General features: G+C 70.2%; 23 protein-coding genes and 1 pseudogene. 13 read left to right on the plus strand and 11 right to left on the minus strand.

The window, feature by feature from the left end; all coding sequences use genetic code 11:
• Window positions 1-104 precede the first annotated feature (104 nt).
• Window positions 105-704, minus strand: coding sequence for a DUF6801 domain-containing protein (locus ACFWX1_RS01630; protein ID WP_378382868.1), 600 nt, complete (start codon window positions 702-704; stop codon window positions 105-107).
• A 259-nt stretch (window positions 705-963) separates the two neighbouring features.
• Window positions 964-1,812 carry an alpha/beta fold hydrolase gene (locus ACFWX1_RS01635; RefSeq protein WP_378382869.1) on the minus strand — a complete coding sequence of 283 codons (849 nt, stop codon included), beginning with the start codon at window positions 1,810-1,812 and terminating at the stop codon, window positions 964-966.
• A gap of 102 nt (window positions 1,813-1,914) precedes the next feature.
• Here ACFWX1_RS01635 and ACFWX1_RS01640 point away from each other — a divergent pair, with 102 nt between their 5' ends.
• Window positions 1,915-2,331 (plus strand): winged helix-turn-helix transcriptional regulator, encoded by a 417-nt coding sequence (locus ACFWX1_RS01640; protein WP_378382870.1) that lies wholly within the window; start codon window positions 1,915-1,917, stop codon window positions 2,329-2,331.
• Window positions 2,332-2,493: 162 nt separating this feature from the next.
• Window positions 2,494-4,596, plus strand: coding sequence for an AMP-binding protein (locus ACFWX1_RS01645; protein ID WP_378382871.1), 2,103 nt, complete (start codon window positions 2,494-2,496; stop codon window positions 4,594-4,596).
• Window positions 4,597-4,696: 100 nt separating this feature from the next.
• On the opposite strand, the gene ACFWX1_RS01650 is transcribed toward ACFWX1_RS01645, so the two are convergent.
• On the minus strand, window positions 4,697-6,940 hold the full coding sequence (locus ACFWX1_RS01650) for a molybdopterin-dependent oxidoreductase (protein ID WP_378382872.1): 2,244 nt from the start codon (window positions 6,938-6,940) through the stop codon (window positions 4,697-4,699).
• A 16-nt stretch (window positions 6,941-6,956) separates the two neighbouring features.
• Window positions 6,957-7,403, minus strand: a complete 447-nt coding sequence (locus ACFWX1_RS01655; RefSeq protein WP_378382873.1) for a 4-oxalocrotonate tautomerase family protein — start codon at window positions 7,401-7,403, stop codon at window positions 6,957-6,959.
• A 133-nt stretch (window positions 7,404-7,536) separates the two neighbouring features.
• Here ACFWX1_RS01655 and ACFWX1_RS01660 point away from each other — a divergent pair, with 133 nt between their 5' ends.
• On the plus strand, window positions 7,537-8,070 hold the full coding sequence (locus ACFWX1_RS01660) for a TetR/AcrR family transcriptional regulator (RefSeq protein ID WP_378382874.1): 534 nt from the start codon (window positions 7,537-7,539) through the stop codon (window positions 8,068-8,070).
• 7 nt (window positions 8,071-8,077) lie between these two features.
• On the opposite strand, the gene ACFWX1_RS01665 is transcribed toward ACFWX1_RS01660, so the two are convergent.
• From ACFWX1_RS01665 to ACFWX1_RS01685, 5 genes and pseudogenes are all read right to left on the minus strand, one after another.
• The gene (locus tag ACFWX1_RS01665; RefSeq protein ID WP_378382875.1) at window positions 8,078-8,680 is read right to left on the minus strand and encodes a TetR family transcriptional regulator; all 603 of its coding nucleotides are present in this window, start codon (window positions 8,678-8,680) and stop codon (window positions 8,078-8,080) included.
• A gap of 10 nt (window positions 8,681-8,690) precedes the next feature.
• Window positions 8,691-9,908: an NAD(P)/FAD-dependent oxidoreductase gene (locus ACFWX1_RS01670; protein ID WP_378382876.1), complete on the minus strand. Its 1,218-nt coding sequence runs from the start codon at window positions 9,906-9,908 to the stop codon at window positions 8,691-8,693.
• 4 nt (window positions 9,909-9,912) lie between these two features.
• Window positions 9,913-10,104: a ferredoxin gene (locus tag ACFWX1_RS01675; protein ID WP_378382877.1), complete on the minus strand. Its 192-nt coding sequence runs from the start codon at window positions 10,102-10,104 to the stop codon at window positions 9,913-9,915.
• A 1-nt stretch (window position 10,105) separates the two neighbouring features.
• A pseudogene (locus ACFWX1_RS01680) lies at window positions 10,106-10,276 on the minus strand (rubredoxin); the annotation flags it as partial.
• Between the two features lie 88 nt (window positions 10,277-10,364).
• Window positions 10,365-11,561 carry an alkane 1-monooxygenase gene (locus ACFWX1_RS01685; RefSeq protein WP_378382878.1) on the minus strand — a complete coding sequence of 399 codons (1,197 nt, stop codon included), beginning with the start codon at window positions 11,559-11,561 and terminating at the stop codon, window positions 10,365-10,367.
• 187 nt (window positions 11,562-11,748) lie between these two features.
• On the opposite strand from ACFWX1_RS01685, the gene ACFWX1_RS01690 reads away from it, so the two are divergent.
• Window positions 11,749-12,000 (plus strand): Smr/MutS family protein, encoded by a 252-nt coding sequence (locus ACFWX1_RS01690; RefSeq protein WP_378329389.1) that lies wholly within the window; start codon window positions 11,749-11,751, stop codon window positions 11,998-12,000.
• 7 nt (window positions 12,001-12,007) lie between these two features.
• On the opposite strand, the gene ACFWX1_RS01695 is transcribed toward ACFWX1_RS01690, so the two are convergent.
• Both ACFWX1_RS01695 and ACFWX1_RS01700 read right to left on the minus strand, forming a co-directional pair.
• Complete coding sequence (locus ACFWX1_RS01695) at window positions 12,008-14,401, minus strand: HAD-IC family P-type ATPase (protein ID WP_378382879.1); 2,394 nt, start codon at window positions 14,399-14,401, stop codon at window positions 12,008-12,010.
• Window positions 14,402-14,458: 57 nt separating this feature from the next.
• Window positions 14,459-15,073, minus strand: a complete 615-nt coding sequence (locus ACFWX1_RS01700) for a TetR/AcrR family transcriptional regulator (protein ID WP_378382880.1) — start codon at window positions 15,071-15,073, stop codon at window positions 14,459-14,461.
• Window positions 15,074-15,172: 99 nt separating this feature from the next.
• Here ACFWX1_RS01700 and ACFWX1_RS01705 point away from each other — a divergent pair, with 99 nt between their 5' ends.
• From ACFWX1_RS01705 to ACFWX1_RS01745, 9 genes are read left to right on the plus strand one after another with little or no spacing between them, the layout of a single operon-like run.
• Complete coding sequence (locus ACFWX1_RS01705; protein WP_378382881.1) at window positions 15,173-15,970, plus strand: MlaE family ABC transporter permease; 798 nt, start codon at window positions 15,173-15,175, stop codon at window positions 15,968-15,970.
• On the plus strand, window positions 15,970-16,833 hold the full coding sequence (locus ACFWX1_RS01710) for an MlaE family ABC transporter permease (RefSeq protein ID WP_378382882.1): 864 nt from the start codon (window positions 15,970-15,972) through the stop codon (window positions 16,831-16,833). Before ACFWX1_RS01705 ends, ACFWX1_RS01710 begins: the two co-directional genes overlap by 1 nt.
• Entirely contained in the window at window positions 16,830-18,062 is a 1,233-nt protein-coding gene (locus tag ACFWX1_RS01715; protein WP_378382883.1) for an MCE family protein, read from the plus strand. The genes ACFWX1_RS01710 and ACFWX1_RS01715 overlap by 4 nt, the downstream gene beginning before the upstream one ends.
• A complete protein-coding gene (locus tag ACFWX1_RS01720) occupies window positions 18,059-19,072 on the plus strand; it encodes an MCE family protein (protein WP_378382884.1) in 1,014 nt (337 codons plus the stop codon). Before ACFWX1_RS01715 ends, ACFWX1_RS01720 begins: the two co-directional genes overlap by 4 nt.
• On the plus strand, window positions 19,069-20,061 hold the full coding sequence (locus ACFWX1_RS01725) for an MCE family protein (RefSeq protein ID WP_378382885.1): 993 nt from the start codon (window positions 19,069-19,071) through the stop codon (window positions 20,059-20,061). The genes ACFWX1_RS01720 and ACFWX1_RS01725 overlap by 4 nt, the downstream gene beginning before the upstream one ends.
• Window positions 20,058-21,146 carry an MCE family protein gene (locus ACFWX1_RS01730; protein WP_378382886.1) on the plus strand — a complete coding sequence of 363 codons (1,089 nt, stop codon included), beginning with the start codon at window positions 20,058-20,060 and terminating at the stop codon, window positions 21,144-21,146. The genes ACFWX1_RS01725 and ACFWX1_RS01730 overlap by 4 nt, the downstream gene beginning before the upstream one ends.
• Window positions 21,146-22,204, plus strand: coding sequence for an MCE family protein (locus tag ACFWX1_RS01735; RefSeq protein ID WP_378382887.1), 1,059 nt, complete (start codon window positions 21,146-21,148; stop codon window positions 22,202-22,204). Before ACFWX1_RS01730 ends, ACFWX1_RS01735 begins: the two co-directional genes overlap by 1 nt.
• Window positions 22,201-23,391, plus strand: coding sequence for an MlaD family protein (locus ACFWX1_RS01740; protein WP_378382888.1), 1,191 nt, complete (start codon window positions 22,201-22,203; stop codon window positions 23,389-23,391). Before ACFWX1_RS01735 ends, ACFWX1_RS01740 begins: the two co-directional genes overlap by 4 nt.
• Window positions 23,391-24,083 (plus strand): VirB8/TrbF family protein, encoded by a 693-nt coding sequence (locus ACFWX1_RS01745; protein WP_378382889.1) that lies wholly within the window; start codon window positions 23,391-23,393, stop codon window positions 24,081-24,083. Before ACFWX1_RS01740 ends, ACFWX1_RS01745 begins: the two co-directional genes overlap by 1 nt.
• Window positions 24,084-24,087: the final 4 nt, after the last annotated feature.

The raw sequence follows: 24,087 nt of genomic DNA on the forward strand, positions 1-24,087 counted from the left end.
CCTTACCGGCGTCGAGTGCCGGTAAGGAGGCCTTCACGGTCGCGGAATCCACAAAGGACACTTCCCGTGGGGGGCGGGCGGAAAGCGTCCGTCGTGTGCTTCCGTCAGCCGACGTCGGTGTTGCCGAGCACCGCGTCCTGGTCCGGCGGGTCGAGGGCGAGGTTCACGTCGAACTTCGCCAGCGACGGGTCCGAAACGTCGGTCGTCACGTGGGTGACGGCCTTCGGGTCGACCGAGATCGTCGCCTTCCCGGTCGGGGTTCCCTGCGGGACGGTGAAATCGACCTTGCCCTGAGAGGTGAACTTGATCGGGCCGCTCGGCGGAACCTGCGTGTCCGGGATGGGCAGGTTCACCTTCAGGGAAATGGACTTCCCGTCGCTGACCTTGATCGCCACCGCGGCGTCGATCGAGCCGCCGATCTTCTTCCCGCCGACGAGACGCAGGCCGTCGCCCACGCCGTCCCCGGTGTCCACGTCGAGGGTGAACGGCACCGAAACGGGCTGCCCTGGGGTCGCCTTGGCCGGGATGTCCACGTGGACGACCGTTTTCACCTGCTGGTCGCCGATGATCGGGAAGCCACCCTTCCAGGTCAGCGGCTTGTCCGCGGCGCTGGCCGCGCCCGCGCCGCACACCGTGACGACGGCCGCCGCCACCGCGACGATCCCGGCCCTGGCGAACCGGGTACGCGTTTTGGTCGCTGTCACATTCAGCTCCTTCTTCGTTGAACGAATACTGAACTGGGGGATAATGAATGGCAGGCCGGGCGCCCGGCCGCTCGAGGGCAACGGTAGTGGGTAAATAATGGCCACGACAACCGGGCCGTGTGACTTTTACGGGATATCTTCCTCTTCATCACAAGAGCACGAAACAATCTGGTATTCGTTGTCATCCGGATACGGATATCGCCGCTTCCATTCGTGAATACCGGAAACCGGGACCCGCACGGCCGTGACAATTTTCGCTTCAGGCGCGCAGGAACGGGAGCAGGAGACCGAGCAGGGCCTCGGGCCGGTCGAGCGGGATGATGTGCCCGCAGTCCTCGAGGAGATGCCCTTCCAGGTCGTCGGCGATCGGCCGCAGTTGCCGCTCCAGACTCCGCCCGACCGGATGCGCGCCGACGGCCATCGTGGGCACGGTGAGCCGCCGGCCGCGGACGGCGTCCCGGATCAGCTCCGCGTTCGCGGGCATCGCGCGGTAATGGGCGAAAGCACCTCGCAGGGCGTCGGATCCGGTGTAGGCGCTGACGAAGGCGTCGCGGATCGGCCCTGGCACGCCCCGACCGCGGGTACCGGCGCCGAGGAACCAGTCGATGTACTCCGCCTCGTGCCCGGCCAGTACCGTCTCGGCCAGCCCTGGCACCGAGTGGAAGCCGAACCACCACGGTTTCCCGCCCGCCAGGAACTCTTCGGCGCCGGGCAGAGCACCCAGCAGCGACTCCATCAGCACGAGCCGCCGGACCCGCTCCGGGTGGCGCAGGCCGAGCAGGAACGCCGGCGGCGTGCCCGCGTCGATGCCGACCACGGCGGCGGACGGCTCCCCCAGCGCGTCGAGGATCCCTTCCGCGTCGTCGGCGAGCGTGCCCGCGTCGTAGCCGCCGGACGGCCGGGTGCTCGCGCCGAGGCCGCGCAGATCCGGCGCGAGCACGCGGAAGTGCCGCGCCAGCACGGGAATGACCGCGCTCCACAGCCGCCAGGTGTGCGGGAATCCGTGAAGCAGCAGGACGGCGGGGCCGGTGCCGGCGACCGCGACGGACGTCTCGATGCCGTTGGTCGCGACGCGCCGCAGGGAAACCCCTTCGACAGTGGTGGTCATGACTTCTCCCGGGAAGGTGGTTACCATTGGTGACCAGATCAACGTAGGTAACCGTCTTGGCTCCGCCAAGACGGCACTTTCCCGACAGGTGGTGAGCCCGAGGTGACCTCCCGACCGGCCGCGCGCGGTGACGTGTTCGACCCGGCCTGCCCGGCCCGGCGGCTGCTGGACCGCATCGGCACGAAGTGGACGTCGATGGCCGTCAAGGTCCTCGCCGAGGCCGATCCGCCCGAGGTGCGCTTCGCCGAACTCAAGCGCCGGATGCCCGGCGTGTCCCAGAAGATGCTGTCCACGACCCTGCACAGCCTGATGCGGGACGGTCTGGTCGCCCGCCGCGTCGAGCCGACCGTGCCGCCGCGGGTGCACTACCGGCTCACCCCGCTCGGCCGGTCCCTCGACGGGCCGCTCGCCGCCGTCCGCGCGTGGGCCGAGGAGCACATGGCGGAGATCGACGAGGCCAACGCGCTCAGCGACGAAAACGGCGAGAACACGGAAAGCGCTGCCATCCCGGCGCCGTAACCGCTGCCCAGGCCCACCGTCGGTGTCGCCGGGACGGGTCGAAGTCGATCATTCGGAGTATCGGTGACCCCCGTTTGCTGATAGCGTCCCCAGATCCTGAGCTCGCGGAGGCGTCAGTTTTTGCCGGGGAACGCCCGAGCGCGCGATGTGAGGCAGGTGCAGATGCGTGACGATGTTGTCCAGGCGAGTTCCGTGCTGGCGCACCCGCCCGAGCGGGTGTGGGAAGTGGTCGGCTCGCCCGAGCGCTACTCGCGGTTCGTGCCGGAGATCAGCTGGTGCGAGGTGGTCGAACCGGCCTCGCTCGGCCGCGGCCCGCGCTGCCTGATCCGGCTCCGGCCGCGCCGGGGCGAGCTCGTCGAAGAACAGATCCACGCCGTCGTGCACCGCTCGGGCGAGCACGTCGTGTGGCGTGGCGTACAGGACGAGCGGAGCTGGGTCTCGGTCGAACTGCACGCGCTCCCGGACAGCCGCACCGAACTCGTCGCCCGGCTGATGCTGCCCTCACCGCGCGCCGAGATGTCCTCGGCGGCGCTGCGGCGCAGCGTCCAGGAAATCGCGCAGCGGATCGACCTGCACCTGTCCGGCCGTCCCGCCCCGCCGGACCGCGCGCAGGAGAACAAGGCCACCACGCTGAGAACCGCGAGCACGCTGGTACGGGCCGGCGTCCTGTCCCCGGGACGGCCCGACAAGGTGGCCCGGCAGCTGACCTCGCTCGCGCAGTGGGGCGCCACGGTGGCGGGCGGTTACCAGGCCGCGGCGGCACGCGGGCCGGACGAGCCCGCGCTGCACGACGAACGCTGCGTCCGCACGTTCGGCCAGACCGAGGAACGCAGCAACCGCCTGGCCAACGCGCTCGCCGACCGTGGGGTCAAGGCCCGCGACCGGGTCGCCCTGATGTGCCGCAACCACGCCGCGATGGTCGAGTCGTTCATCGCCTGCGGCAAGCTCGGCGCCGACGTCGTGCTGCTCAACACCGGCCTGTCGGCGAGCGCGGTGGCGAAGGTGATCGCCTCGCACCAGCCGGCCGCGGTGCTCGCCGACGACGAGTTCGCCCACGTGATCAAGGACGTCCGCGGCGAGTTCCTCCGGGTCAGCACCTGGCCGGAGGCCGAGGCGGGGTACCCGACGGTGGACGAGCTGATCGCGGGCGCGGCGGCCACCCGGCGCAAACCGGTGGACCGGCCCGGCCGGATCGTCGTGCTCACCTCCGGCACCACCGGTGTCCCGAAGGGGGCCCGGCGGCCGACCCCGAAGGGCGTCGGCGCGGCGGCGGCGCTGCTCGACCGGATCCCGCTGCGCGCGAACGACCGGATCGTGGTGGCCGCGCCCCTGTTCCACACCTGGGGGCTGGCCGCGATGCAGATCGGGATGGCGCTGCGGGCGTCGCTGTCGATGGTGCGCCGGTTCGACGCCGAGGAGACCCTGCGGACCATCGCCGAACAGCGGTGCGACGCGCTGTTCGCGGTGCCGATCATGCTGCAGCGGATCCTCGACCTGCCGTCCCGGATCCGCGGCCGGTACGACCTGTCCTCGCTGCGGATCGTGGCGAGCAGCGGCTCGGCGATGTCCGGCTCGTTCGTCCGCGAGTTCACCGAGACCTTCGGCGACGTGCTCTACAACCTCTACGGTTCGACCGAGGTGTCCTGGGCGAGCATCGCCGACCCCGCCGACCTGCGTGCCGCGCCGACGACCGCGGGGCGCTGCCCGCCCGGCACGCGGGTCGCGATCCTCGACGAGGACCGCCGTCCCGTCCCGCCCGGCGGGGAGGGCCAGATCTTCGTCGGCAACGAGATGCTGTTCGACGGCTACACCGACGGCGGAAGCCTGCCCAGGGCCCACGACCTGATGGCCACCGGCGACGTCGGCTACGTCGACGCCGACGGCAGGCTGTTCGTCACCGGCCGGGCCGACGAGATGATCGTCTCCGGCGGCGAGAACGTCTTCCCCCGGCCGGTCGAAGAGGCGCTGATGGCGCTGCCCGGGGTCTACGAGGTCGCGGTGGTCGGGGTGCCGGACAACGAGTACGGCCAGCGGCTCGCGGCCTACATCGTGCCCCGGCGCAACGCGCGGCTGCACGCCGAGGACATCCGCGCCTACATCCACCAGCGGCTGGCCCGGTTCGCGGTGCCGCGCGACGTCTACTTCGTCCCGGAGCTGCCGCGCAACGCGACGGGCAAGGTGCTCAAGCGGCTCCTCAACGACGACACCTGGCCGATCGACCCGGACGGCGGGATCGCTCCGGCCGGATCGTGGCCCGGCGTCTGACCCGGCCCCGGCGCGGGCTGAAGGGGACCTTCGTCTCGTCCGGCGAGCTGAAGGGGACTTTCGTCGCATGCGATGCGAGGAAAGTCCCCTTCAGCCCACGCTACGGCGCGACGGCCTCCACGCGGGCGGGAACGTACTTGTGCCACGGCGTGCCCGCCAGCCAGTCCCGCAGCCCGAGCGAGGTCAGCTCGTTCGGTGCCACGCCGGCGATCCCGTGTTCGGGGTGGTCGACGCCGAGGCCGTTGGGCAGCGAGACGTGGCCGGGCTGCATCATGTCGGTGATCTCGACGACGACCTCGGCCACGCCGCGTTCGGTCACCACGCGCGCCGGGCCACCGGCCGTGAGGCCGAGCCGCGCCGCGTCGTCCGGGCTGACGCGGAGCGCGCCCGCCGCGTCCCGGCGCCGCCAGGTCGGATCGCGGTAGATCGTGTTGGCGGTGAAGGAACGCCGCTCCCCCGCCGACAGCACGAACGGGAACTCCTCGCTGACCCAGCCGGGTTCGGTGTCCCGCAGTTCGCCGAGCTTGCCGAGCAGTTCGGGGATCTCGACGGTGAACCGCCGGTCGGGACGGCGCACGTAGGTCCACACGTCCTCCCACTCGTCGACGGTGAACGTCACCCCCGACGGCGTCGACACGATGGCGTCGAACAGTTCGTTGCCGTCGGCGAATCCGGCGCGGCGCACCGCTTCGGGGTTGGTCATCGCGCACAGCTGGGCCAGGCCCCACACCGCGGCGGTCCCCCGCTGACCGTCGGGCAGGGCCGCGCCCAGCGTCTCGTACAGCACGAATGGCGCGAGGCCCATGAGCGCGGGATCCGCTCCCGCCGCGGTGAAGAACGCGGCCGCGAACTCCGCGCGTCCCGCATGGGCCGCCGTGGTCAGCTTCGCGAGTACCCCGGGATCGACGACGTCGAGATGCCGCAGCACACGGGCGTAGATCTCCGGCTCCGCCATCGTGCCGGGCAGCGGATCGAGCGCGGGCGGACGCAGCTGGAAGGTGTTGTGCGGGAATTCGACGTTGAAGAACGTGGCTTCCCACTTCTCGAACTGGCTGGACGCGGGCAGCACGTAATCGGCGTGACGGGCCGTTTCGGTGAACGCGACGTCGACGACCACGACCAGGTCGAGCGCGTCCAGCGCCCGGCGGAAAGTACGCGAATCGGCGAGCGAGTGCGCCGGGTTCGTGCTCTCGATCCACATGGCACGGAAGCGATCGGGGTGATCGGTGAGGATCTCCTCCGCGATGGAATTGCACGGCACCAGACCGGAAATGATGCGCGCGCCGGTCACCGGCGTCCGTTTGCCGCGCACGCTCTTCCCGCTGCCGCCCGTCCCGGCGCCCGCGATCGCCGCGAAGCTCGAGTGCAGGAACATCGTGCCGGGCCTGCCGAAGTTGCCGGTGAGGATCCAGATCAGCTTGTTCAGATAGGACACCAAGGTGCTGTTCGGCGCCTGCTGCACACCGAGATCCTCGTAGGTGGTGGCGCTCGACGCGGTCCCGATGCGCCGCGCCGCCGTCCTGATCAGATCCTCGGGAACACCGCAGCGCCGCGCGTACACCGCGACCGGGACCTCGCCCAGCGCGGCCACCACGGATTCGGCGCCGGTGGTGTGCTCGGCCAGGAAGTCGTTGTCCAGCAAGCCTTCCTGGACGAGCACGCCGAGCAGCGCGGCAAGACACCACGCGTCGGTGCCGGGTTTGACCTGCAGGTGGATGTCGGCCATCGCGGCGGTCTCGCTGCGCCGCGGGTCGAGCACGATCATCGTCCGGCCGGGGTCCTTCGCGATCTCGCGCAGGGTGGGCCGTGCCCGCGGGAAACTGTGCGACTGCCAGGGATTCTTCCCGACGAACACCACGACCTCGGCATGCTCGAAGTCGCCCTTGGTGTGCCCGCCGTAGAGCTTGCCGTCGACCCACATCTCGCCGGTCTTCTCCTGCGCCAAGGCGTTCGAGAAGTACCTGGCGCCCAGCGCGGCCTGCAGCGCCCGGTTGTAGACGCCGCCGAGGTGGTTACCCTGGCCGCCCCCGCCGTAGAAGAAGATCTTGTCGCCGCCGTGGGCGTCACGCACGGCCGAAAGCCGTTCCGCGATTTCGCGGAGCGCGGTGTCCCAGTCGACTTCCTCGTACGTCCCGTCCTCACGACGGCGAAGCGGGGAGGTCAGCCGGTGCCTGCCGTTCTGGTAGTGGTCCAGCCGCAACGCCTTCTCGCAGGTGTACCCGGCGGACGCCGGATGCTCCTTGTCGCCGCGGATCCGCTCGAAGCGGCGGCCGTCGAGCTTGATTTCGATGCCGCAGTTGCACTCGCAGAGGATGCACGCGGACTTGCGCCACTGGTCGGTCATGACTCCCGCTCCCGGTTCAGGACGCCGCGGTCCGCTCGCGCTCGGCCTCGGACGCCTTCTTCAGGTCGGCGAAGCGGATCGTCTGGCCCGCCGCGCCCCAGTTGCCTTCCGGGACCTCGCGGATCAGCGTCCACACGTGCAGCGCCTGGGCGGGGTCGAGCCCGGCGGCCGCGGTGACGGCGGCGTGGACGTCGGCGACGAGACCGTCCTTGCGCCGCTGCGACAACGCTCCTTCGGGCACGGTGATGTCGACGCGGTAGCGCGGCGCGCCACCGGGACGTCCGCCGACGGCGAGCCCGCCCTCGGGGATCTCGTGCAGGTAGACCCAGGTGATCTCGCGGAAGAACTCGGTGTCCGGCGCGCCTTCCCAGCGCAGCAGGATCGTCGCGAGCTCGTCCGGCAGGGACTTGGCCGCGGCGTCGCCGAGGGCGCCGGCGGGAACGGTGATGTCGATCAGCGGCATGACGGCCTCCTGAGGCGGCGTACGGGCTACTGTCGAGTAACTATGGACTCTGTCATAATGCTGAGTCAAGCGGGTCCGCTACACGGAACGGGAGACGGAGTTGGGGCGAAGGCCAGGGCAAAGCCGTCAGCGCATGCTCGACAGCGCGATCGCGTTGCTGCGCGAGCGGGGCGCCTCGGGCGTGAGCATCGACGCCGTCCTCGCGCACAGCGGCGCGCCCCGCGGCTCGGTGTACCACCACTTCCCCGGCGGCCGGAACGAGCTGATCACCAGCGCGGTCGGGCAGGCGGGCGAGTTCATCGGCGGGCTGATCGACCAGGCGGTCGCCGACGGCGATCCCCGCGCGGTGCTCGACGGGTTCGTCGCGTTCTGGAAGCGGTCCCTGGTGGACAGCGACTACCGGGCGGGCTGCCCGATCGTCGCGCTCGCCGTCGACAACCGCGAAGACCTGCCCGAAGCGGCGGAACTGGTCCGGGAGATTTTCGCGCGCTGGCACGAAAAACTCCGCGACCTGCTCGTCGGCGGCGGCATCCCCGCCGACCGCGCACAGCGGCTCGCCACCCTCGCGGTCGCCGCGATCGAGGGCGCGGTGATCCTGTGCCGGGCGGAACGCAGCAGCGTCCCGCTCGACGACGTCGTCACCGAGATCGCCCCGCTGTTCGGCTGAAGCCGGATTACGAGGCGACCCCGGCGAGGAAACGTTCGACGAGCAGGGCGATGTCGTCGGCGGTGCGGTCCGGGCTCGCGCTGGGCTGCATGATGTGGCTCAGCACGGTCCGCACGACGGTGTCGATGGCGACGTCCAGCTCGCGGGCGGGCAGCGCGGGCGCCGTCGCCTCGACATGTTCGCGCAGCACGGTTTTCGCGGTTTCGATCAGGGTCCGCGACTGGGTGGTCAGCAGCGGCAGGAGATCGTGGCCCGCGCCGTGCGAAGCACTCACGATCGCGTGCAGCAGCGGGGTTTTCGTGGCCAGGACGAGGACGTTGTGGCAGGCGCGCCGCACCGCGTTCACCAGATCGCCGGGATAGGCCTCGAACGCGGCGTCCACCGCCGCCAGGAAGTTCTGCAGCTCCGCCAGCACGATCGCCTCGGCGAGCTGCTGTTTCCCGCCGATCTCGTTGTAGACGGTCTGCCTGCTGACCCCGACCAGTTCGGCGAGTTTGCCCATCGTCACCGAGGACCAGCCGGTCTCGACGGTGGCTCTGGCCGCGGCACCGACGATCCGGCTTCGCAGCGTCAGCTCCTTCTCCCGCGAGGACGGCGGCGCGACTGTCATATCCGCGATGCTAGCCAATCTTCCGCCCCAGGGCGGCGAAGGTGAGAGCCTCCTCCCACTCGCCGCGCTCGGCGACGCGCCGCCGGTACTTCATGATCTCGCGGGGCCGGTCCACGGTCAGCGCGCCCACCAGCCGGTCACCTCGCCGGTACAGCGCGGTGAATCCCTCGACCGCGCGGGAAGTCACGCGGACCTCGTCGGCACGCGGGGTGCCGACGAACTGGAGCCGGTGGCCGTACCAGTCCGACCAGAAGTAGGGCACCGGCTCCAGCGGGACGGCCGACGCCGGGTCGAGCGCGTGGCGCGCCGCCGCCGCTCCCTGCTCGGCGGCGTTCGTCCAGTGCTCGAGCCGCATCAGGTCGCCGTCGAAGAGGGGGCTGGCCGCATGGGCCACGTCGCCCGCCGCGTAGACACCCGGCACGTTCGTGGAAAGCGTCGAGCCGCAGACCACTCCGCCGTCCAGGGCGTGCAGGACCAGCCCGCTCCCCCGCAGCCAGCTCGTCGCGGGCGCCACCCCGATGCCCACGACGACCAGATCGGCGGCGATCTCGTCACCGTCGTCCAGTACGACGCCGATGACCCGGCCGGCGTGCGAAGCGATGCCCGTGACCCGCGTGCCGAGCCGCAGATCGGTCCCGTTCTCGCGATGCAGCGCGGCGCAGACCTCGCCGGCCTCGCGGCCGACCGACCGGACGAGCGGCAGTTCCAGCGCCTCCACGACGGTGACCGGCAGGCCGCGCTTGCGTGCCGCCGACGCCACCTCCGACCCGATGAACCCGGCCCCGATCACCACGGTGCGGGCACCGGCGTCCAGCGCGGCCCGGATCGCCAGCGCATCCTCGACGGTACGCAGCTGGTGCACCCCCGCGATCCCTTGTCCCGCGGGGAAAGCGCGCGGGGTGGCGCCGGTCGCGATCACCGCCGCGTCGTACGGCACGGGACGACCGTCGACGACCACCTCGCGCTCGGCGGTGTCGAGCGCCTCCGCGGGAGCGCCGAGGCACAACCGGACGTCCCAGTCGTCCCGGAGTTCGTCCGCCGACCGGAACGGCGTCACGACGCCGTCGTGCCCCTTGCCGAGGAAGGCTTTCGACAACGGCGGCCGGTCGTAGGGCAGATGTTCCTCGGCTCCGATCAGCGTGATCGAGCCGGTGTATCCGCCGCGCCGCGCGCTCTCGACCGCGCGAAGCCCCGCGAGCGAGGCGCCGACGACCACGAGGCGTTCCATGGCGTCAGCCCTTCAACGTCAACGCGAGCACCGGGCACGCGTCGACGGCGGCGGCCAGCTCCCGGCGGTGTTCCTCGCCCGGATTCTCGTCGAGGACGACCATCGTGCCGTCGTCGGTGACCTCGAAGAACTCGTGCGCCATCGCCTCGCACATGCCGAGGCCCTCGCACCTGGTCCGATCCACCACGATGTTCATGTCAGCGACTCCTTGATTCCTGCTCGGCTGCTGCGAAATCGACCTTTTCCCGCACCCCGCAGTCCGGGCAGCACCAGTCGTCGGGGACCTCGTCCCACGCGGTACCGGGCGGGAAACCCTCACGCGGATCACCGGCGGCTTCGTCGTAGACGTACTCGCAGCCGGGGCAGACGAACCGGCTCATGCGATCGCCTCGCTCCGCGAGACAGTGTTGAATCCCTTTTGGCGCATGATGTCTTCGATTCGCTCGCAAGCTTCGCTCATGACGCCACCACCGGATACCTCGCCAGCACCTTGCCGCGCTTGCCGGGCTGGATGTTCGCCCGGGAGATGTCGCCGTCGAAATGCGTGAGCACGCGGCGGTCCATCACCCGGCGCCACACCGGCGGCACCAGGGCGAGCACGATCATCCCGGCGTACCCGGTGGGCAGCACCGGGGACTCCTCGAAGTCGCGCAGGGTCTGGTAGCGGCGGGTGGGGTTCGCGTGGTGGTCGCTGTGCCGCTGCAGGTGATACAGCAGCACGTTGGTCGCGATGTTGTTGGAGTTCCAGCTGTGGCTGGGATCGACGCGCTCGTAGCGGCCCTTGCCGTCCGGGCCGGTGCGCTGCCGCAGCATCCCGTAGTGCTCCATGTAGTTCACGACTTCCAGCAGCGAGAAGCCGACCACGGCCTGGATGATCAGGAACGGCAGGATGCCGGCGCCGAAGGCGATGACCATCGCCGCCCACAGGGCCGCCGACATCAGCCACGCGTTGAGCACGTCGTTGCCGATCCGGAACGGGTGCTGGTCGCGGCGCGCGTAGCGCTTCTTCTCGATGTTCCAGGCGCTCTTGAGCGAACCCCACACGGTGCGCGGCCAGAACCGGTAGAAGCTCTCGCCGACGCGGCTGCTCGCCGGGTCCTCCGGCGTGGCGACGCGGACGTGGTGGCCGCGATTGTGCTCGATGTAGAAGTGGCCGTAGAAACTCTGCGCGAGGGCCACTTTGGACAGCCAGCGCTCGTGACTTTCCTTCTTGTGCCCCAGTTCGTGCGCGGTGTTGATGCCGATGCCGCCGACACATCCGATCGAGACGGCCAGCCCGATCTTGTCCACAAGGGACAGATCACCCTTCGCGATGAGCCAGAACGCGCCGATGAAACCGACGTACTGGATCGGCAGGTAGAGATAGGTGATCCAGCGGTAGTACTTGTCGTTCTCCAGCGCCTCGATGACGTCGTCCGGCGGATTGGACCGGTCGAGGCCCGCGATGAGGTCGATGGCCGGGACGACCACCAGGATCACCACCGGGCCGATCCAGAACCACGCGCCCCAGCCGGTGAGTTCCCGCATCCCCACCGCGATGAACGCGAGCGAGGGCACTACCAGGCCGATGAGCCAGAGGTAGCGCTTCTTGTCCTTCCACTGCCCGGTCGATCCCTCGGGGATCGTGCCGGTGTCCTCGGCTGTGACGGCCACTGCGTCCTCCTCGACGAGCGTGCTTTGACAACACCATAGATTTTGTACAGTGGATTTGACAAGTGGAAGTCGGTTGTAAAGTTCTGACGGCGTGTCAGGTCACCCGTGGATGGCCAAAAAACTCCGTTCGGGCCGGGCACCGGGGCAGCCCTGCACAATGGGACCCCGAACCGAGCCGAGGAGTGCCGTGCCCGAGAAGCTGACCGTCGACCTGCACCCGTTCTTCCGCAACGACCGGGACCTCGACGCCACGGTCCGCCGCACGATCTTCCGCGCGGCGAAGGAGCGGGTGCCGGTCGTCGAGTTCATCCCCGGCAAGGGATCGGGCAAACTCAAGAAGCGCGTGCTGGCCATGCTGAATCAGCCGCACCTCAAGAAGCTCTACCGCAGCGTGGAAGCCGACGCGACCAACGAGGGCCGCGTGCTGGTGAGGTTCTGAGCGGCGATCAGGCCGTGAGGCGCCGCTTCTCCTGACGCAGCCAGCCGTCGATCCACCAGCCGAGTTCGACCAGCACGATCCCCACCGCGGCGCAGGCCAGCCCGGACAGCGTGTAGCCGACGTTGCCGGGGTCCAGCATGAAGATCTTCCGGCTCAGCGGCAGCAGGAACATCAGCGCGGAGATCCCGATCATCGCGACGATCAGGCCGAGCCGCCACCAGGTGTAGGGCCGCGCGATGATCGCCAGCACCCACAGCGCGATGGCCATCAACGTGATCAGCGCGGTCGTGCTGGCCTGGACCTGGGCGGTCTCCCCCGCATTAGCTCCGGGGTGCACGAGGAGATAGGACACGAACGAGGACACCGCGATCACGACCCCGGCCGGCACGGCCATCCGCATCACCCGGCCGACGAAGCCGCCGCGGGCGCGGTCGTTGTTGGGCGCCAGCGACAGCACGAACGCGGGCAGGCCGATGGTGAACCAGCCGACGATGGTGACGTGGCGGGGCAGGAACGGGTACGGCAGCGCGTCGAAGCCGATCAGGCCGGGGATCCCGACCATCAGGGCGAGCAGCACCGAGTAGACGGTCTTGGTGAGGAACAGGTTGGCGACGCGCTCGATGTTGCCGATCACCCGCCTGCCCTCCCCCACGACGTGCGGGAGCGTGGCGAAGGCGTTGTCCAGCAGGACGATCTGGCCCACCGACCGGGTGGCCGGGCTGCCCGCGCCCATCGCCACGCCGATGTCGGAGTCCTTCAGCGCGAGGACGTCGTTGACGCCGTCACCGGTCATCGCGACGGTGTGCCCGCGCGACTGCAGCGCCTTGACCATGGCCCGTTTCTGGGCCGGCGTCACGCGGCCGAAGACCGCGCCCTGCTCGACGATGTCGGCCAGTTTTTCGGGATCGTCCGGCAAGGTCCGGGCGTCGACCGGGGCGTCGGCGCCGGGCAGGTCCAGCGAGCGGGCGACCGCGCCGACCGACACGGCGTTGTCGCCGGAGATCACCTTCACCGCCACGCCCTGGGCGGCGAAGTAGTCCAAGGTCTCCCTGGCGTCACCACGGATCTTCTGTTCCAGCACCACCAGCGCGACGGGCGTGACCGAGCCGGGCGCGTTCTCGGCGTCGACCGGCTGCCCGGCACGCGCCAGCAGCAGGACACGCAGGCCCTGGGCGCCGGTCTCCTCCGCCTCGGCCCGCTCCGCCGCGTCCGCGGGCAGCAGGACGTCGGGCGCGCCGAGCACCCAGTTGCCGTGCTCGCCGAAGCTCGCTCCGCTCCACTTCCGCGCCGAGGAGAACGGCGCGACGGCCGTGTGCTGCCAGCCGGGATTGTCCGGGTAGGCCTCCGCGATGGCCTGCAGGCTGGCGTTCGGACGGGTGTCGGCCGCCGCGAGCGCGGCGAGCACGACGCCGGGGTCGGTACCGCCGTCACCCAGCGGCCGCACCTCGGTCAGCCGCATGGCGTTCTCGGTCAGCGTGCCGGTCTTGTCCGCGCACACGACGTCGACCCTGGCCAGACCCTCGATCGCGGGCAGCTCGTTGACCAGGCACTGCCGCCTGCCCAGCCGGACGACGCCGACCGCGAAGGCGATCGAGGTGAGCAGGATCAGCCCCTCGGGCACCATCGGGACGAGCGCCGCGACCATGCCCCGCAACGCGTCCGGCAGCGCCTGGTCGCCGGAGAGCTGGTTGTAGATCGACAGCGCGCCCGCCGGGACCAGCAGGTAGGTGATGACCTTCAGGATCGTGTTGATGCCGTTGCGCAGCTCGGAGTTCACCAGCGTGAAGCGCCCGGCCTCTTCGGCCAGCTTCGCCGCGTACGCCTCCTTGCCGACCTTCGTGGCGCGGTACGCCCCGCTGCCCGCCACCACGAAGCTGCCGGACATCACCGGGTCGCCCGGGTTCTTCACGATCAGGTCGGATTCGCCGGTGAGCAGCGATTCGTCGACCTCCATCGCCTCGGCCTCGAGGACCTCGCCGTCCACCACGATCTGGTCGCCGGGGCCGATCTCGATGACGTCGTCGGCGACGACCTGGTCCGGCGCCACCTCGGCGGTCTTCCCGTCGCGGCGCACCCGCGGCCGGACCTGGCCGACGATGGCGAGCTTGTCCAAGGTGCGCTTCGCGCGGAGTTCCTGGATGATGCCGATGACGCTGTTGGCCACGATCAGCCCGGCGAACAGGCCGTCCAGCAGGTACCCGGTCGAGAAGATGATCACCGCGAGCACCGCGAAGATCGCGTTGATCCGGGTGAACACGTTGGACCGGATCACGTCCCACGTGCTGCGGCTGGCCCGTGCCGGAACGTCGTTGGTCCGCCCCTGCGCGACCCGCTCGGCCACCTCGGCCGCGGTGAGTCCCCGCTCGGCGTCCTGGATCAGCAGCCGTTCATCCCCTGACATGATCCCGACTTTACGCACATTCCGGGCAACGCCGCCCCCCGAGGTCGGCATCGGGGGTCACCCGGCCGCGTAAGCGGGCGACAACTGCGCCAGATGGTCGGCCAGCATCCGCCGGGAAAGCCGCGCGACCTGGCCGAGCAGCGCGGGTGATCCGCCGGTGAGCAGGCCGAGGCCGCCGAGCAGCACCAGTATCCGGTCGGTCTCGTGCCGCGGGTCCACAGTGGACGGCAGTTCACCGGCGGCGACGGCGTCGGTGAAGACCCGGGTCAGCCATCCGGTCAGCGCGCCGTATCCGGCCCCGCCGCCCTCCTTCGCGGTCAGCTCGTGGGCGGCGCGGTCACCCCAGAAGGCGAGCCAGACCGTCCACGTCCGGAGCCTCGCCTCGTCGAGCGGGAGCAGCGCTTCGACGCCGCGGCGCACCGCCTCCAGCCCGGTCGCGTCCCCCACCGCGGCCAGCACCTGCTCGGTGGCCAGCTTGTTGTTGTAGCGCAGGACCGAGGACATCAGCTCGGCCTTGTCCTCGAAGTAATGGGTGACCGAGCCGGTCGAAACACCGGCCTCGGCCGCGATCGCGCGCACGGTCGTCGCTTCGACGCCGTGCCGGGCGACCAGCCGCCACGCCCCGGCGGTGAGCCGGTGGCGGCATTCGGGGTCTCGGGTCCTGCGTGCCACCCCCGCAGTCTACTTACGTAACGAATGTTGCGTAACCAGCGTTGCGTAACGCTCGTTCTTACTGCACAGTAGGTAGCTGACCGAAGGCAAGGGGGCCTCATGACGGCAGCCGGACGCGGGCGATCGGGATCGGTGGCCGAGGTCGGGGTGCTGTTCGGATTCGCCGCCGACACGGCGGTCGCGGGCTGGCGGACCCTCGCCCGGCGCCGGTTCGCCTGGCGCGAGGCGCTGGAGCAGATGTGGTTCCTGGCCGGGGTCACCGCGGTCCCGGCGATCCTGGTGATGATCCCGTTCGGGGTGGTGGTCGCCGCCCAGGTCGGCGCGCTGACCGGGCAGATCGGCGCGCAGAGCTACAGCGGCGCGGTCGTCGGCCTGCTCGTCGTCGGCCAGGCCGCTCCCCTGGTCTGCGCGCTGATGATCGCCGGCGTCGGCGGGTCGGCGATGTGCGCGGACCTCGGCGCCCGCACCATCCGCGAGGAGACCGACGCGCTGGAGGTCATGGGCCTGTCCGTGCTGGAGCGGCTGGTGCTGCCGCGGATCGTCGCGGCGGTGGTCGTCACGATGCTGATGGACAGCCTCGTGATGGCCGTCGGGATCACCGCGAGCTTCCTGTTCCAGGTCGTGGTCCAGGGTGTACCCGCCGGGAGTTTCCTCGGCACCCTCACCGATTTCGCCCACCTGTCGGACTTCCTGGTCTCGCAGCTCAAGTCGGCGGTGTTCGCGTTGCTCGCCGCGTCCGTCGCCTGCTTCAAGGGCATCACCGCGAAGGGCGGCCCCGACGGCGTCGGCAACGCGGTCAACGAAGCCGTCGTGCTGGCGTTCCTGCTCGTGTTCTTCGCGAACGTCGGGCTCGGCGAGCTGTACGCGCTCGCCGTGCCGCCGGACGGAGGTTTCTGATGGCCGTCCCCGTCATCGGCTCGCTCACCCAGCGCCTCCGCCCCCGGCTGCGCCGGAGCATGCGCGGCTTCGCCGAGGCCGGGGCCCAGTTCACCTTCTATCTCCGGGTCGTCGCCGACATCCCGTACGCGCTGGTGAAGCACTGGCGGCACATCCTGCGGCTGATCGCGCAGATCAGTTTCGGCTCGGCCACCCTGCTCGCCGGCGGCGGGAGCATCGGCGTCGTCTTCGCGATGAGCTTCGTGACCGGGTCCCAGATCGGGCTGGAAGGCTTCCGCGGCCTCGATCTCGTCGGGCTTTCGCCGCTGTCCGGGGCGATGTCGGGACTGGTGAACACCCGCGAGCTGGCCCCGGTGGTGGCCGGGATCGCCCTGGCGGCCAAGGTCGGCACCGGGTTCACCGCGCAGCTCGGCGCGATGCGGATCGCCGAGGAGATCGACGCGCTCGACGCGATGTCCATCCGGTCGCTGCGGTTCCTGGTGACGACGCGGATGATCGCCGCGTTCTTCGCGGTCATCCCGCTCTACCTGGTCGGGCTGTTCGGCTCGTACGTGGCGACCCGGCTCATCGTGGTGACCGCGAACGGCCAGTCCGGCGGGACCTACGACTACTACTTCCACCTCGTGCTGCCGCCGCAGGACATCGTGCTCTCGCTGGTCAAAGCCCTTGTCCTGGCGATGATCGTGACGATGGTGCACTGCTACTACGGCTACACCGCCACCGGCGGGCCGGAAGGCGTCGGCAAGGCGGCGGGGCGGGCGCTGCGCACCAGCATCGTGCTGATCATGATCGCGGACATCCTGGTGACGTTCGCGCTGTGGGGTGTCTATCCGGAGCTGCCGGGCATGGGGGTGGCGCGATGAGCCACCACACCACGTTGGTACTGCGGGGAATCCTGGCGTTCGCCGCGAGTGTCGCGCTGATCGTCACGGTCGTCGCGTATGGCAGCGGCGCGCTGAGCGGCGACCCGGAGCTGACCTCCGACATCCCGCCGCAGAGCGTCGGCGTCACCGAACGGTCCACTGTGGAGTATCGCGGGGTCGTGGTCGGCACCGTCGAATCCGTGCACAGCGACGCGCGGCGCACGCGGCTCGGCCTGCGCCTGGCACCGGACCAGCTGGCGAGCATCCCCGCCGGGGTCCGCAGCCGGGTACTGCCGCGGACGCTGTTCGGCGACCAGTACGTCGACCTCGTCCCGCCCGCGCACCCGACCGGTACCCGGCTGGACGCGTCCGCGCCGATCCCCGCGGACACGTCCGGTGAGACCATCGAGCTCTACACGGCCTACAAACGTCTTTTCGACGTCCTGACCAAGGTCCGGCCCGCCAAGATCGACGCCGCGCTGTCCGCGGTGAGCAAGGCGCTGTCCGGCCGCGGCGAGCGGCTCGGCCGGATGATCGACCAGGTCCACGACCTCACCGACAGCGCGCCGGCACTGCTGACGACCTTCGGCGACACCCTCGGCTTCCTCGCCGACCTCTCGGGCCAGCTCACCGCCGTCGCGCCCCAGGGCGTGCAAGCGCTCAAGGACGCCACCGCGCTGAGCCAGGACCTGGTGAACCGGCGCGGTCAGCTCGAAGCGCTGCTCAGCGGCGGGCTGACGCTGTCCGGTCAGGCCAGGCAAATCCTCGGCGACAACAAGGACCGGCTCATCCACCTCGTCGGCAACAGCGGGCAGATCCTCGACATCACGGCGGACAACGCGAGCGGCCTCAGCGGCCTCTACGACAGCTTCGGCACACTGCTGAACGGGCTGCAGGGCACCCTGCGCACCGGGCGGCTGCCGGTGAACCTCGACGTCACCCTCGACCGGAACGCCCCCTACACCGGCGCCGACTGCCCGCGCTACGGCTCGCTCACCGGCCCGAACTGCGTCGCCGCCCCGAAGCCCGCTCCCCCGCCCGAACCGCCGACGTTCGGGGGCACGTCCGGACCGGTCGGCAGCGAGCAGGAAGCCGCCGCGCTCGAGCAGTTCGCGAGCCGTCTCCCCGGCGCGCCGTCGCTGCCCGATCTGCGCCAGAGCGTCCGTCAGGGCGTGCTTTCCCTGCTGGCGGGCCCGATCCTGCGGGGCAGCGAGGTGAAGCTGCCGTGAGGACGTTCCGCGCGCTGTTCCCGACACTGGTCAAGTTCGGCGTGTTCGCCGCGCTTTGCCTGCTGTGCACCGCGCTCGTGGCCAACACGCTGCACCGGCCGTTCGGCAGGCCCACGACCGGATTCACCGCGGTGTTCACCGACGCGCTCGGCGTCAAGCCCGGCAGCGAGGTGCGTGTCGCCGGTGTCCGCGTCGGCAAGGTGAACGCCGTCAGCCTGCGCGACGGCACGGCTTCGGTGTCGTTCGAGGTGACCGACGATCAGAAACTTCCCGCGGACACCACGGCGGTGATCCGTTACGCCGACCTTCTCGGCGCGCGTTACGTCGCCCTCTCGCCGGGCGGCGGTGCCGTCGGCCCGCTCGCGCCGGGAGCGACGATCCCGTTGTCCCGCACCAAACCCGCGCTCGACCTCACTGTGCTGTTCAACGGGTTCAAGCCGATCTTCGACGTGTTGCGCCCGGAAGACGTCAACCAGCTGGCGAAGGAGATCGTCGCGGTGTTCCAGGGCGAGGGCCCGACGATCAACGCGCTGCTGTCCAAAGTGGTCTCACTGACCACGACGTTTTCCGGGCAGGACAAGCTGATCGGCGAGGTGCTGACGCATCTCCGGCCGGTGCTGGACAGCGTGATCGGGCACGGTCAGGACTTCAAGGACCTCATCGCCGGGCTCGGTGTCCTGGCCGACGGGCTCGCCGGGAACCGGCAGCTCATCATGGACGCCCTCGACAGCGGAACGCGGCTCGCTGGGACCGTCGCGGACCTCGTGCGGCAGGTCCAGCCGTCGGTGAACCACGACCTCGCGGCACTGAACGAGGTCGCACACGGCTTGGTGCGGAACGAAAAACCGATCACCGAAGCGCTGAAGGACCTGCCGAACCTGCTCGGCAGGGTCGACGCCATGCACAGCTACGGCAGCTGGACGAACGTCTACTTCTGCACTCTCGGCATCAAGATCGGCGGGCTCACGGCCGACCTTGGTGCCGGCCCGCATTCGGAGGTGTGCCGATGAGGCGGCCGTTCCGCGAACGCGACCCGCTCAAGCTCGCGCTGGCCGGGACGCTCGTACTCGCGCTGCTGGCCGCGCTCGCGATCGGCCTGCCGCAGGTCGTGTTCTACACCCGTACCACCGACTACACCGCCGAACTCGCCAACGCCGCCGGGCTCCGGCCCGACGACCAGGTCTTCGTCGCCGGGGTCCCGGCCGGACGGGTCCGCACGATCGCCCTCGCCGGTGACCGGGTCCGCGTGAGCTTCCGGCTCGACGGCGGCCAGCCGCTCGGCGATGCCACCACCGCCGGGGTCAAGATCCAAACCATCCTCGGCAAGCGCTACCTCGACGTCCATCCCGGCGGCGGCGGACGGCTCGCGAGCGGCGGCACGATCCCGCTCGCCAGGACGTCGGTGCCGTACTCGCTCGACGATCTCGGCCGCAGCGCGGCGAGCACGACCCAGCAGCTCGACCTCGCCGGGCTGCGGCGGATGATCACCACGTTGCAGGACAACGCCCCGGACGCGAAGCTCGCGGCACAGGCACTGCAAGGCGTCGGGACCGCGACCGCCGTGTTCGACAAGTACCGCGAACAACTCCAGGCACTGCTCAAGGGTGCCCAGCAGGTGACCGGGAACCTGGTGAGCCAGCAGGACAGCCTCGTCAAACTGCTCGGCGACACCGATCTGGTCACCAGCGCGCTCGCGCAGCGCAAGAACACCCTGAACACACTCATCGCCGAGGTGGCGGACATCGCCGCCCGCATCAGGTCCATTGTGGACACCAACCGGCCGCTGATCGGCCCGATGCTGCAACGGCTCGACACCGTCGTGAGTGGACTGACCGCGCACCGGGGCGAACTCGACCGCGTCGTCGCGATGCTCGCCCCCACCGGGCGATACCTCGCCAACGCGAGCGGCAACGGGCCGTGGCTCGACGTCACCGGCCCGGCGGGCCCGCTCCCGGACAACCTGCTGTGCCTGGCCGGACTGGTGAAGGGATGCCGATGATCGCCCGTCTAGTGGCTCTACTCTGCGTCGCCGCTTTGCTGGTGGCCGGGGCGATCCTGTACCTGCGGCCCGAGCCGAAGACCACCGTGGTCGCCGAATTCGCCCAAGCCGAGGGCATCCATCCCGGCAGCAAGACCGCCATCCTCGGCGTGCCGGTCGGCGAGGTGACCGCCGTCGACCCGCACGGCACCGGGGTGCGCGTCACCCTCTCCCTGCCCGCCGGGACGAAGGTGCCCGCGGCGGCACAGGCGTGGGTCTTCTCGCCCGCCGTGATCAGCGACCAGTACGTCGAGCTGACCCCGGCCTACACCGGTGGCGACACGCTCCCCGACGGCGGGGTCATCCCGCTCGGGCGCAGCCACGCGCCGGTGAAATGGGACGACCTGATGAACTCGCTGAACCGGCTGCTCGCCACGTTCGCGCCGGGGGACGGGAAAACCGGCGCGCCGATCGGCGAACTGCTGGACTCGGCGGCGAAGCTGCTGAGCGGGCACGGCAAGGACTTCCGCGACGCCGTCACCGGGGTGAGCCAGGCCAGCGGGTTCCTCGCCGGACAGCTCCCCGACGTCGAGGCCCTGCTGACCACGCTCGGCACGCTGGTCTCCACTTTGGACAAGAACAAGGCCACGGTGGACCGGGTGACCGGCTCGGTGCGCCTCGCCGCCGACGAGTTCGGGAAACAACAAGGCACCATCACCGGCACGATCCAGAACCTGTCGGTGGTGCTCGACGACGTCGCGAAACTGCTGAAGGAGCACGGAACCACGCTCACCAAGGACGTCTCCCAGCTCGGGACCGTCGCCGGGGACATCGCGAAACGGCAGGGAGAACTGGCGGAAATCCTCGACACGCTGCCGTTGGCGGGCCAGAACCTGAGCAAGGCGATCTCGCCCGACGACCGGCTGCGCGTCCGGCTGGACGTGTCGACCAATCTCAGCCAGTTCGCGGCGGGACGGCAGCTGTGCGAGAAGTTCCCGATCCCGCTGTGCTCGGGCGCCGGGCTGATCAACCCGATCGCCTTCCCGCCCTCGGTACCCGACCCGCTCGGCCTGCCCGCGGCCGCGTCCGCGCCGGGAGGCAAGTGATGCGCCGCCTTCTGGCCGGGCCCGGCCTCGCGCTGACCGCGATGCTGCTGGCGGGCTGCGGGGTCAGCCTGCAGAACCTCGACGTGGGGCGAGACGTCGACGGCCCGTCGTACGAGCTGACCGCGGTGTTCGGCGACGTCTCCGGGCTGCCGATCGGCGGGCAGGTGAAGCTCGGGCCGACGGCGGTCGGCCGGGTCGTGTCCGCGAGGTCGGAGAACTTCCAGGCCCACGTGGTACTGCGGCTGCGTGACGACGTCCGGCTGCCGAAGGGCACCCGCGCCGAGCTGAAGCTGAGCACCGCGCTGGGCGATCAGTACGTCGACCTCCAGCCGCCGCCGAAACCGGGGCCGGACGTCCTGGCCGCGGGCGCCGTCATCCCGGCCGCCGACACCGCGCGCGGGCCGGACATCGAGAACACCCTCGCGGTGCTCGGCGCCGTGCTGAACAACAGCGGGTTCGACCAGGCACGCACGATCATCACCGAGCTGAACACGATCCTCGGCGGGCGCGAGGACAAGATCCGCGACCTGCTGGCCAGGTCCACCACGATTCTGACCACTTTGGACAATCGCACCGAGGACTTCAAGCGCACGCTCGACTCGCTGAACCGGCTCAGCAAGGTCGCTTCGGACAACAAGGAACTTCTGGACACCGCGTTCGCGCGCATCACACCGGCGGTGAACCTGCTGCGGAGCCAGCAGGACTCGCTGACCGCGATGCTGGCGAGCCTGCCCCCGCTCGCGAAGTCCGCCGACGAAACCCTCGGGCGGACCAAGGACACGCTCGGCGGCATCGCCCGCGACCTCGGCCCGATCCTCGACCGGCTCAGCGGGTTCAGCGGCAGTCTCGGCGACACGCTGGGCACGCTGAAATCCGTGACGGCCCTGGCGGGCAAGGCGATCCCCGGCGACTACCTCGACCTGAACGTCACCTTCGACGTGCCGAAATCGCTGATCTCGCTGTTCAGCCCGATCGTCAGCGCGGCTGCGCCGGGCGGCGCCCCGGTCGTCCCGCTGCCCGGCGGCCTCGGGCAACTGCTGCTGGGAGGAACGCGATGAGGACGCGCTTCAGCCGTCGCCTTCCCCTGGTGCAGTTGCTGGTGTTCGTGGCGATCGGCGCCTTCTGCACGATCTACCTCGCCGTCACCGCCGTCGGTCCCGCCGAGTTCCGCGCCGCCACGCACGTGACCGTCGAACTCCCCGACGCGGGCGGCATCTCCCCCGGCGCACCGGTCACCTATCACGGTGTGCGTGCCGGGTCCGTCGACGCGGTGCGGCTGCGCGCCGACGGACAGGGTGTCGACGCGGTCCTCAGCATCGACGGGGCGTTGAAGATCCCGGCGAGCACCGAGGTCGTCATCGCGCAGGACACCGCCGTCGCGCTCAAACACCTCGATCTGCGCCCCGGCACCGAGACCCCGCCCTATCTCGCCGACGGCTCGACCATCCACTCCGGACAGACCGCGGCGCCGGTGCCGCTGCAGACCGTGCTGGTGAACCTCATGAAGGTCACCGACAGTGTCGACCTCGACGACGTGTCCACGATCGCCGACGAGCTGTCGGCCGGGCTCGACGGCACCGCGCCGCAGCTGGAGAACCTGACGAGCAAGGGCAGCGAGATCGTCGAGGCGCTGAACCGCATGCGGCCGTCTGTCACGACGTTGCTGGGCGACGCCAAGGACTTCCTCGGCGAGGGAACCTCCGCGCGGTTGCCGAAACTGGTCGACTCGCTGAGCCGGATGACGCGGGAGCTGCGCGACCTCGAACCGCAGGCCGCTCCGCTGCTCGACAAGGCACCCGGGCTGGTCGAGCAGGTCATCCCGCTGGTGCAGGCCAATGCGCCGGGACTGCCGGTGCTGCTGGCGAACCTGGTGTCCGCTTCGGACGTGATCGCGGTGCGCGCGCCCGCGCTGGAAGGCATGCTCACCGACGTCCCGAAGGGACTCGGCGACCTCGCCAAGGCGGGCCGGGGCGATCACGCCGCGATGACGCTCGTGCTGGCGCAGGGCGGGATCTGCTACTACCCCGCCGAACGACGCCCCCCGACCGACACCACACCACGCGATCCCGCGCTCGACTTCCACTGCACCGGCGGGCAGACCGGCGGCCTCGGCGTCCGTGGCGCCGCGAACGCACCCCGGCCTTCCGAAACGCCCGCGCCGGTGACCGCTCCCGGGAGTCCGCCGCGGGAACCGCCGCCCGGCACGGCTTCCTGGCCCTCGCTGTATCTGCAAGGAGCGCACTGATGAAGAGTCCGACGAAGACCGTCAAACGCCGCGTGACCGTGGCGGGCACGAAGACGCCGCCCCGCCCTGTTCCGTCACCGAAGCCACGCGAACCTGCCGACGTCGTGTCCGACGCAGCGAAGCCGGAGGACGCCGTACCCGAAGAAGCAGAGCCGGATGCTCCTGTGGTGCAAGAGGAATCCGACCACAAACCGTCCCGGCGCAAGCGGCTACGCGCGGCATTGAGTCCGAAAAGGATAGTGCTCGGTGTGGTCATCGTCCTGCTCGTGGCGGCCACCGCGGTCACCGGCTGGCAGTGGTACCGGCACCAGGAACTCGAGTCGGCGCGAGCCGACGCGACCACGGCCGCCGGGAGGTTCGCGCTCGACCTGACGACCTACGACTACACGAAGATCGACCAGAACTTCAAGACCGTCGCCGCGAACTCGACGCCCGGGTTTTCCCAGCAGTACCAGACGATCACGAGCAACCTGACCGGGGTGCTGACCCAGTACAAGGCGGTGTCGCAGAGCAAGCTCGTGCAGTCCGGCGTCGTGGACGCGAGCACCGGCCGCGCGGTGCTGCTGCTCGCCGTCGATCAGACGATCACCAACACCAACAGCCCCCAGCCCCGCGTCGAACGCAACCGGATGCAGCTGACGGTGCTCAAGCAGGACGGCCGGTGGCGCCTCGACGACATCAGGATGGTCTGACCCG

It is taken from the genome of Amycolatopsis sp. NPDC059021 (assembly GCF_042739895.1).
Classification (GTDB): domain Bacteria; phylum Actinomycetota; class Actinomycetes; order Mycobacteriales; family Pseudonocardiaceae; genus Amycolatopsis.